The sequence below is a fragment of the Sphingomonas sp. genome (genome assembly GCF_039594485.1).
Classification (GTDB): Bacteria; Pseudomonadota; Alphaproteobacteria; order Sphingomonadales; family Sphingomonadaceae; genus Sphingomonas.
This window is the reverse complement of sequence record NZ_JBCNNI010000013.1, coordinates 18,837-27,788: the sequence shown is the minus strand read 5'-3', so window position 1 is coordinate 27,788 and position 8,952 is coordinate 18,837. Positions and strand designations below refer to the sequence as shown.

The following is an 8,952-nucleotide window of genomic DNA, read 5'->3' as shown; positions in this document are numbered from 1 at the left end:
TCATGCCAGCGCGACCAAGGCCGCGCGCTCCATCATTTGCAGGTCCAGGAACAAGTCCGTCGTCATCGCGATCGACAGGTTTTTCGCCGTGGGGCGAACGGCTTCGTTGATTAGGCCCAGCCGCCCTCCCATGCCGTGAAACCGCCACTGCGTGGTCAGCGACATGAACAGCGTGACGACATCGACCTCGTCCGGCCCGATCTCCACCACATCGTCGCGCCGTCCGGCCGCGCGCCGCGCCTCGATAGCGGCGATCGCGGCGGTGGCGCTGTCGGTCGCCGCATCCTCGGCCGGTTTCCCGCCGCCGCGACCCTTGGCCCAGGCGGTCGCGACGGCTTTCAGTTTCCCGCGCGGGTCTTGGGCTGACCGGCGAGGCAGGCGCGGAAGGCGTCGAAGATATGAATGAACATCCCGCCCTCGTTCATCAGCGACCGGAGGTTGGGCGCGGCCAGCGGCTTGCGCTTGCCGTTCTCGTCCAGATCGGTCAGCCACGTCTCGGGCACGTCGAAGCGCATCGGGTCGCCGTTCTCCGCGTGAACGCCGCGCCAGTCGGTCGCAATCTGGGCGACCAGCTCCGTGTAAAGCTGCGCCTGATCGGCCCCGCTCTGGCCCTCCAGTTCCTGGGCGCGGACCACCTCGGAAATGAACGCGCCAGCGGCGTCCACCTTGAGGAGGCGGAAGCGCATCTCGATCGTGAAGGTCTGCACGGTCCCGTCTTCCATCACGCACGGGAAGGTGACGGGGGTCCAGGCGCGGGGCTGGGCGACGATGCGGTAGATGGGCTGGGTCATGTCACTTCGCCGTGATGATGAGGTCGTCGGGCGTGGTGCCGACGTTCAGCTTCCCCGTGATCGAAATCATCAGGGTGTTGGTGTCGCCATTCTCGGTCAGCTCGATGTCGGTGATTTGCAGATGGTCCGACTTGAACTGGACGATATTGCCCGCGACCGTGCCGTGATCGAGTTGCACGGGGATTTCATCGCCCTTGCGCAGGGTGGTGAAATAGTCCTTCGCCCCGATCGTCGGGCACTCGCCGACCACGCGACAGGTCAGCGCATGGTTGCCGCGATTGATGTAGTTCGCGCCGACCAGATTGACGGCCGCGATCGCCGCATTGGCCTCGCCCGAGAAGGTCTGGAGGTTGAGCGCGAACCCGCCCAGGAGGAAGTCGGTGTTCGCCGTGTTGACCTCGACCGGGTCTTTCCACTGGTCGAATGCGACCGCACCGACATTGGCGTCGGTGATCGCCCCGGCGGCGGGGAGCAGCGCGGTCATATCGAGCTTGATGAACGGATATTGCCCGGCGGTGAAATCCCAGCCGAACGTGCCACGCCCGCCCAGGCCGATACGCTTCTGGTTGCCGTGCCAGTGATAGGCGGTCGCCGACGACAGGAGCGCGCCGATCGGCGCGAAGCGCTGCACGGCGCTGGTGTTGGCGGTCAGGACGGGCGCGGCCATGCCGCACGCCTCCAAATGCTCCATCCACGGAGGCGCGGTCCCGGCCGCACCCGAGCCCGCCAGCTCCAGTTCGTAGCCATAGGTCTGGCGCTCGTTCGAGGGACCATCCTTGGAGCTGCCGCGTACCGGCCGGTCCAGATTGCGCTGGATGCGATCGACGACCACCGGCTTGGCGGTGAAGTTGCGGGTCAGGGCCGCATTGGCCGCCCCCGTGGGCGCGGCATCGGTGGCGTAGATCGCCTCTTTCTTGAAGAAGAGGACTTTGACGGCGTCGACCATGGATCAGTCCTTGTCGGTGGTGGTGACGGGGGGCTGCGCGGGTGCAGCCTCGGCGGCGACCTCCAGCGCGGGGTCGGGCTTGCCGCCCAGCGCCTTCAGGCGCGCGGGGCCCGACACGGGAAGGTCCCATTGGTCGAGCGTCCGCCCGGTCTCGTCGACCGGGCGGGGCTTGGTGGCATCAGCCTGGGTTGTCTTGGGGCCAGCGGCCATCGGTCGGTCCTTCTGCCGGATTGTGCCGACAGTCAGACCCGCTTTCGCGCGCGCGCGCGGGGGGCGCTGGCGCAGACGCTGTAAACAATTATGATTGCGTGAGTGATCTTGAACGGAGGACTTCCGTATGCCGCGCTACAATCCATTTCAAAGGCCGTTCGAGGAGTTAGAAGCCGCAGATCTCGTGTCGCTCCAGTCGGCGTCCGAGGGCTGGTATGTTGAATACAAACGAGAAGCATCAAAAGCTGATACTATGGCCAAATCGGTATCTGCCTTTGCAAATACGCATGGAGGTTGGCTATTCTACGGCATTGCGGAAAAATCGAAACAAGATGCGGTCGCAGGTGAGTTCCCAGGAATTCCGAAAGTGGACGTGGATGCGGCACTGCAACGCCTTCGTCAGTCAGTTGCAAATTCCATTAATCCGTCACCACACTATGAGGTTCGAGCGATTTGGGGTCCAAACCTAGAGATTGGACTTGCCGCTGACCACGCGGTGATTTGTGTCTATGTCCCCAAGGGGCCGAACTCTCCGTATGTCCACAAAAGCGGCCAGATTTATCGAAGGGTGGCAGACGGATCAGAGCCAAAGCCGGAGAATGATCGCTTCGTCTTGGATCAGCTTTGGCGTCGCTCCGATTTAATCAGGAAAGAATATGAGGAGTGGGTCGAACGCGACCCGGAATTTTCCAAAATTGAAAGTGATTTGCCTTATATTCGATTATTGATGGTTGCCGATCTCTGGGGCGATCGGGATGCATGGCTTGATGCCCCTTATTCAGAAGTCCGCAAAATATTGAAGGCCGAAGAAACGGAAGCCTATGCCGTTCCCTTCGACACTGTATACACATCGGCTAACGGTTTCGTTGGTCGACAGCTTCGTGAAAACAACCCCCGCAATCTAGGCTTGACCTATCGATTGCGGCGCGACTTAGTTAGCGAACTCATCATTCCGATGACCCTCCACACCCCCAGCCATCTTTATCACCTCCGAAACAGCCTGATCGGCTATCACCATACGGATCAATTTTGCGATATTTTCGAGCAGAAAAATTATCCAAACCCCAAAGTTGTCGATTTGAATTTCGTTCTCAATATTTTGATGGCTGCCGCCAACCTACAGGGGGCACTTTTAGAGCGCGCGGGATGGGTTCATGGATATCACTGCAAGGCGGTCCTTCTGAACGTTTGGCGAAGCACTCCCTTTCTGGATTCACCCGCGATCCTCAGAGAATACGAAAAGCATGGTGTGCCGATGATGATGGATGGCCGGGTCGTTTCACGTCCAGGATCAAACCCGGAATCGTTTAAACCTGTGGGTCAATTCGCCGATGTTGAACAACCTTCCGTCAAGTTCGCGCTCCAGGGCTTAGACATGTTCTGGCTTATAGCTGAAGCCTACGGCGTTCCAATGTTTGAGGCAGAGGGCGATGCTCAGCAAACTTCGTTTATGGGCGAGTTGCTCAAGCTCGGGACAAACGCAATCAGGGCCCAATCTGCGCGAAAGGCACAAAATGAAGAGTAGGAACTGGTAGCTTATCGCTCCTTGCGAAGCCGATACGCACATCGCAACCGCACCTCCCACGTCACGCTGCCCGCACTGACATTGGCCAACCGACCGCCGACATAATCGACCGGCCCCGACGCATCCGGGTGGGTCCAGCCGACGACAAGCTCGATCACCCGGTCCTCCACCGCCTTCAGCTCGTCGGAAACCTGTCCCTGGGCAGCTCTGGCTGCGACGGTGACAAGGACCGAGAAGTCGAACGTCACCCGCTGGTCACGCTTTCCGGACAGCGTGTTCGGCTCGGCGGCATCGGCGGCGGGGACGACGAACAGTGCGGGGAGTGCGCGGGGCAAGTCGGATTGGGAAGGCGCTTCCAAGACGCCGTCGACCGATTTGAAGCCGGTCCGCAACACGGCGACGATAGGGGTCAGGGTCAGCATTTAAACGGCTCCAAAGCCCAGATGGCGTGCCAGTGCACCGATGGCGTAATCGGCATTCACGTCGTTAAAGCCGACATAAGGGCGGGCCGGGATGATGACCTTCGCCACGATCCGGCCGCCGAACGACAGCGCCTTTTTTTCGCGCGGACGAATCTTGCCGCCGGTCTGGTGGATCAGCGCATAGACTCCAGCGCCGCCCGATCGCTCCGGCCCGGCCGCCGCGAAGTCCTTGCCCCAGTCCTCGGTGATCGAATTGCCCAGGTCACCGGACAGGGTCAGCGTCTTGCCGCCATGCTCGATCACGCGGTGCGACGGTGTCCACTTCTTGCCAGTGGGATCGGTCTCGGTCTCGAACCGCTCGCGCGTCGTGTCGGCGAGGTGTCCGGCGATATCCTTCATGGCGGGCGTCATGTCGGTGCCGTCCGCCGCCAGCCGGTTCATGGCGGCGGTGACGTCCTCGCGGATGGTGATGGCGATATCGACCATCAATAGTCGTCCAGGCCGGTGGGATAGGCGCGGCGGCCGGGGGCGATGACGATCGGCGTATCGCTGACCGCTTCGGCCGGGACGGCGGCGGCGGGCAGGCCGAGCGTCGCCTTGCCCTCCTGGATGCGGACGAGCAGCGCCATCGCCGCCTTGGCCTGGTCTGCGATCCCCTCCGGCGCGCCGCGCGGATAGAGCCGGGCGCGGGCGAGGTCGCCGACCGCCATTTCCAGGATGCGTGGCACCGTCGCCAGCGGCAGGGCGTAGCGGCTGGCGATATGCGCCTCGGCGATCGCCTGCGCGTCGACCAATGCGCCGATCAGCAGGTCGCGGTCGATCCGGCCGGAGCCGTCCGCATCAGTCATGCGGACGACCTCGTCCAGGGTGAAGCGCTTGACCAGCGCGGCGATCGACAGCCAGCCCGCGCCGCCGTCCGGCGTTGCCCAGGTCGACTCGATCAGGACGACTTCGGTTTCGCTCTCCAGCGTCTGGCCGTGTGCATCATCGGCCCGGATCGTGACGGCGTACCGCTCGCCATCGCTGCCGCCGGACAGCGCCAGCGTGACCACGCCGCCCACCAGCGTGGCGCTGGCGACGAGCGCGACGGCACCCGGCACGAGGCCCCGTGCGATGACGGTTACGCCTTGGATCGCGGCGATCGAAGCGTTCCCGAAAAAGGCGACAGCCGGGCGAAGTGTCTCGCCCGGCTGCTTGATGATGGTGGCGATCATGCCGCCGCACGCTTCGCCTCGATGGCGGCGACGATCTGCTGGACGCTGGCATCCTGCGGCAGCTCCACCTGTTCCTTCGCCGCCAGTTCGAGCAGTTCGGGCTTGCGCAGTTTGGACAGGGCAACCGTCTGGGCGTCGTCGGAGGATGGCGGCGGGCTCTGCGCACCGCCGCTTGCCTGGGCGGCGGCCTGTTCGCGAAGCTGGATATTCTCGGCAAATACCGGGTCGTCCAGGATCGCCGTGCTGGCGAGCAGGCCGTCGAAGGCCTTTTTCTCGTCGCGATCGTCCATGTCGAAGCGGATCGGTTTGCCGGGGGCGTATTCCTCGCCCTGGAAGATGACGGTCCGTGCGACTTTGTAGGGGTAGCTCATGATGGGTCCGGGGGGTTGGACACGGGCGGACGCGGTGCCGCCCGCGCCTGGGGATCAGTTCGCCGAGAAGGCGTTTTCGAAGAAATAGCCCGCCTGTCCGGCGATCACGCGTTCCTTGACGCTCTCGCCGACCAGCACCGCAGTGCCGCCGCGCAGGCCCATTTCGCCCGGCTTCAGCTCGCGCTGCGACGCCACGCGCTCGCCCCAGGTGAAGGTGCCCGCGAAGGTCGGAACCTCGCGCGACAGGACCGGAGCCTTGTAGGTCAGCGCCAGATGGTTGCCCCACAGGCGCGAAAGCTGGGCCACCTGACCCTTGCGCGCCTGGTTGCCGAACGCCTGGCCGACGACCACCTCGTTGACCTCGAACAGCTCGGCCACTTCTTGCCGGGTGACGAGACCGCCGCCGCTCGTGCCGCGAATGGCCTTCACCACGCCCGCGTTGCGGCGGAACTTCGTCCAGCCGCGCTGGCCGAAGGTCATCTGGTTCGGCCGCAGGAGCGGCTTGTCGAGCGCGTCCGAAATCAGTGCGACGGTGTCGGTGTTCGGATTGTCCAGCACGTCGGTCGAGGCCAGCGTGACGCGCAGGGCCGGGTCGTAGGTCGCCGGGTTGAAGATGATCGACGCCGCCCGGATTTCCCGGCGAATCTCGATCAGCTCCGACGTCAGCGCCGCCGCATTGCCCAGCGGGTCGTAACGCTCGTCGACGTTGGCGACGTCGGCCTGGGGAACCGGCGACTCCAGGCCGTGGTCTTCGGTGACGTCGGGGATTTCGACGCCCTCCATCGTGACCTGGTTCGCCTGCCCGCGTCGGCCGATCAGGGTTTCGGGCGTGTTGAAGAACGTGTCGATGCCGTACTGCATGAACGTGAAGTTCTGCTTCCCCACGGTGATGCGCGGCAGCACGATATCGGCGATGTAGCTCTGGTTCTTGTAGGCGATGGCGATCGCGGTGAGGTCGGGATCGATCGGATAAGGCGACTGGGCCATGGAAAGCGTCCTGAAAGAGAATTGAAACGGGGGTGAAGGGCCAGCGTCAGCCGGTCATGAAGCCGGGTGCGGGCCGGTAGGCGAGGACATCGCCGAGGACGCCGGTCGCCATCGAAAAGCCGATGATGCGCACGCGCACGCCCGCCGCCGGGGCGGCCTCGACCGCGCGGCCCTGGGCGTCCGAGGTGATGGGGCGACCGCGACCGATCGGGCCGCCGTAGCGAACCTCGGGCAGGCCGCCGATCGCCGCGTCGAAGCGCTCGCCCTGGACCACAGGCAATTCGACATTGGTCGCGATCAGGTCGTCGGTCGGGCCGGTCGCGGGGACCAGCGTCTGGTCGTCCGCGCCGAACTTGAGGATCAGATACGGGGCGATCGCCGCCCCGGCGCGGAAATTCTTGGTCAGTCCGTCAGTCCGGCCAGCCATGGTCTAAAGCTCCTGTGGTGTCGTGTCTGGGAAGCCCGCGCCGGTCAGGCGTCGGGATTGGCGGTGACGTAGCGGACGGCCGCCTGCGTCGTGATCGGCTTGCCCGCCTGGCGCTGCTTTTCGGCATAGGCCTGGGCGCGGCGGGCGATGTCGGTCGGCTTGGGCGCGTCGCCGGGCTTCTTGTCGGCGGGCGCGGCCTCGCCCAGCGCGACGACCGGCTGCGCGCCGTCGAACAGCGACTTGAAAGCGGCGAGCGGCGTCATGCTGTTCGCGTCGCCCTCGCCGAACGCGACCGGCTGGCTGGCGTCGAGCAGATCGAGCAGGCCGACGACCTTGTCCTTGCCCGCCGGGGCCAGCTTCACATCGGCGATCAGCCCCTCGGCAAAGGCGACATGCTCCGCGTGGCGGGCGGCCTGTTCACGCTGGGCCTGGTCGGCTTCCCGCGCCTTGATCGCATTCTCGCGCTCGGCGAGCGCGGCTTCGCGCTCCGCGAACGCAACCGCGTCCGGCGGGGTGGTCGTTTCGATGGTCATGCTGTCCTCGTCGATGGAAAGGGTCACGACGCCCACGGGGGCGTCGGCAAAGGCGACCGTCCCCAGCCCTTTGATCGCCGGAGCTGCGCCGCCCAGGAAGCCGACATGCTGGAGATACCAGTGGCCCGGCTTGGGATTGGCGGGGCTCGACGGCGGATAGAGCTGGGGCGAAATCTTGCGGTAATGCCCGGCATCGACCGCCTCGGCGAAGGCGGGCGCGACCTCGGACGGGTGCGCCACGAGGACGCCGTCTTCCATCGCCAGCGAGCCGATCCAGCCAAAGGCCGGCGCATTGATCTTGGGATGACCGACGACGATCGGCGCGGGATCGCTCGCCGCGTCATAGGATGCGATCAGGTCGTCCAGGTCGGATTGCGCGAAAGTGACCTTCGTCCCGTGAATGTCGGTGAAGGTGCCGGGGCGCAGGATTTTGATCGGGGGCGGTGCCATGCCCGCCGGGATAGGCATGGGCGGCTATGCTGTCGGCCTGCGCTGGCGCATCCGACAATGGTGGGCGTCAGGCCCGCCGCCGCCTGATAGGTCCAGGCGGCGGCGCGGCGCAAGGGGCTAGATGTCTTCGGGGCACGTGGGCTTGGGACCGAAGGCTTCGGGCCAAGGTTCGCTTTCGTCCCATTTTCCGGGATAGTTTCGGACAGTGCTTCCGGGAACAGGCCCGCCATGATCCGGGCGAATGACCACGGCGTCATGGGCGAAGACCTGTTCCAGGGCGACCTCGGCCAGATGATCCACGACCTGATCCATCGGCGACTTCAGGTCGTTAGTGTAATCCTTGATCCTAATCTTGCCGCGCGCCCGAATGGCGCTGGCCACATGGTATTTCAGATCGTTGTGTTTGACGCGCTGCATGAACGCCTCATCCTCATTTTCAATTGGTCGCTGTAATGAGGCGGATCACGCTGGATCGCCGCCACCGCATCGAGATACGTCACATTGTCCTCGGAGCATCGCCGGGCATTCCGGCTGAGAAGCGCGTCACGAAGCGCCTCGCTCCTGGTCGCCCGCCACGGCCAGCATTTGTCGAACACCCGCAGCCGCCAGCGCGGATTGGCATCGGTCGGATAGATCAGTGGGTCTTGGACCGCCTCCCCCAAGGCCGCCCGGCGCATCACGCGCGCCCCCATTCCAGCGCGGCGGTATTCAGCATATCGATCGCATCCGGCCCCGCGCCCGTCGCGGCCAGATACGCGCGAACCCCCTCTGGATCGGCCCCACGCGGGAACGCCCCGTCGCGGCGCAGGTAAAATGCGAAGAGCCCCACCCAATCGTCACGCTGATGCTGCGCGATCAGCCACGACCCGAAATCCTCCTTCAATGTTCTGACTCCCATAAGAACAGAACATGAACATGGATCAAGTGGGGCTGGCTTGTCCAGACGGCACCTGCCGCCCATTCTGGAACAGGCCGTGTACGCCCCGCACAGGGCCGCTGAATGGGATCGGGCTCAGGTTGCCGGGGGATGATGGCCGAAGCGGCGGAAAAGCGCCCTCGCGCCGCTTTACGCCAGA

15 protein-coding genes are annotated in these 8,952 nt (G+C 64.5%); 1 reads left to right on the top strand and 14 read right to left on the bottom strand.

Going from position 1 to position 8,952, the window contains the following annotated elements:
- The 4 genes from ABDV78_RS08505 to ABDV78_RS08490 all read right to left on the bottom strand — a co-directional run bounded on the left by ABDV78_RS08505 (position 1) and on the right by ABDV78_RS08490 (position 1,947).
- Positions 1–210, bottom strand: a complete 210-nt coding sequence (locus ABDV78_RS08505; RefSeq protein WP_343526951.1) for a DUF1799 domain-containing protein — start codon at positions 208–210, stop codon at positions 1–3.
- Between the two features lie 128 nt (positions 211–338).
- Positions 339–791: a histidine kinase gene (locus tag ABDV78_RS08500; RefSeq protein WP_343526950.1), complete on the bottom strand. Its 453-nt coding sequence runs from the start codon at positions 789–791 to the stop codon at positions 339–341.
- A 1-nt stretch (position 792) separates the two neighbouring features.
- The gene (locus ABDV78_RS08495) at positions 793–1,737 is read right to left on the bottom strand and encodes a hypothetical protein (RefSeq protein ID WP_343526949.1); all 945 of its coding nucleotides are present in this window, start codon (positions 1,735–1,737) and stop codon (positions 793–795) included.
- A 3-nt stretch (positions 1,738–1,740) separates the two neighbouring features.
- Positions 1,741–1,947 (bottom strand): hypothetical protein, encoded by a 207-nt coding sequence (locus ABDV78_RS08490; RefSeq protein WP_343526948.1) that lies wholly within the window; start codon positions 1,945–1,947, stop codon positions 1,741–1,743.
- Between the two features lie 127 nt (positions 1,948–2,074).
- Here ABDV78_RS08490 and ABDV78_RS08485 point away from each other — a divergent pair, with 127 nt between their 5' ends.
- The gene (locus tag ABDV78_RS08485; RefSeq protein WP_343526947.1) at positions 2,075–3,472 is read left to right on the top strand and encodes an ATP-binding protein; all 1,398 of its coding nucleotides are present in this window, start codon (positions 2,075–2,077) and stop codon (positions 3,470–3,472) included.
- A gap of 11 nt (positions 3,473–3,483) precedes the next feature.
- Here ABDV78_RS08485 and ABDV78_RS08480 read toward each other — a convergent pair whose 3' ends face one another.
- From ABDV78_RS08480 to ABDV78_RS08435, 10 genes are all read right to left on the bottom strand, one after another.
- Entirely contained in the window at positions 3,484–3,894 is a 411-nt protein-coding gene (locus tag ABDV78_RS08480; RefSeq protein WP_343526946.1) for a hypothetical protein, read from the bottom strand.
- Positions 3,895–4,380 carry a phage virion morphogenesis protein gene (locus tag ABDV78_RS08475; protein WP_343526945.1) on the bottom strand — a complete coding sequence of 162 codons (486 nt, stop codon included), beginning with the start codon at positions 4,378–4,380 and terminating at the stop codon, positions 3,895–3,897.
- Positions 4,380–5,108 carry a DUF1320 domain-containing protein gene (locus ABDV78_RS08470; protein WP_343526944.1) on the bottom strand — a complete coding sequence of 243 codons (729 nt, stop codon included), beginning with the start codon at positions 5,106–5,108 and terminating at the stop codon, positions 4,380–4,382. The genes ABDV78_RS08475 and ABDV78_RS08470 overlap by 1 nt, the downstream gene beginning before the upstream one ends.
- A complete protein-coding gene (locus ABDV78_RS08465; protein ID WP_343526943.1) occupies positions 5,105–5,479 on the bottom strand; it encodes a hypothetical protein in 375 nt (124 codons plus the stop codon). Before ABDV78_RS08465 ends, ABDV78_RS08470 begins: the two co-directional genes overlap by 4 nt.
- A gap of 54 nt (positions 5,480–5,533) precedes the next feature.
- The gene (locus ABDV78_RS08460) at positions 5,534–6,466 is read right to left on the bottom strand and encodes a capsid protein (RefSeq protein ID WP_343526942.1); all 933 of its coding nucleotides are present in this window, start codon (positions 6,464–6,466) and stop codon (positions 5,534–5,536) included.
- A 46-nt stretch (positions 6,467–6,512) separates the two neighbouring features.
- Positions 6,513–6,893, bottom strand: coding sequence for a hypothetical protein (locus ABDV78_RS08455; RefSeq protein ID WP_343526941.1), 381 nt, complete (start codon positions 6,891–6,893; stop codon positions 6,513–6,515).
- Positions 6,894–6,937: 44 nt separating this feature from the next.
- Positions 6,938–7,876, bottom strand: a complete 939-nt coding sequence (locus tag ABDV78_RS08450) for a hypothetical protein (RefSeq protein WP_343526940.1) — start codon at positions 7,874–7,876, stop codon at positions 6,938–6,940.
- A 117-nt stretch (positions 7,877–7,993) separates the two neighbouring features.
- Complete coding sequence (locus ABDV78_RS08445; RefSeq protein ID WP_343526939.1) at positions 7,994–8,293, bottom strand: hypothetical protein; 300 nt, start codon at positions 8,291–8,293, stop codon at positions 7,994–7,996.
- Positions 8,266–8,553: a hypothetical protein gene (locus ABDV78_RS08440; RefSeq protein ID WP_343526937.1), complete on the bottom strand. Its 288-nt coding sequence runs from the start codon at positions 8,551–8,553 to the stop codon at positions 8,266–8,268. Before ABDV78_RS08440 ends, ABDV78_RS08445 begins: the two co-directional genes overlap by 28 nt.
- A complete protein-coding gene (locus ABDV78_RS08435) occupies positions 8,553–8,759 on the bottom strand; it encodes a hypothetical protein (RefSeq protein WP_343526936.1) in 207 nt (68 codons plus the stop codon). The genes ABDV78_RS08440 and ABDV78_RS08435 overlap by 1 nt, the downstream gene beginning before the upstream one ends.
- Positions 8,760–8,952: the final 193 nt, after the last annotated feature.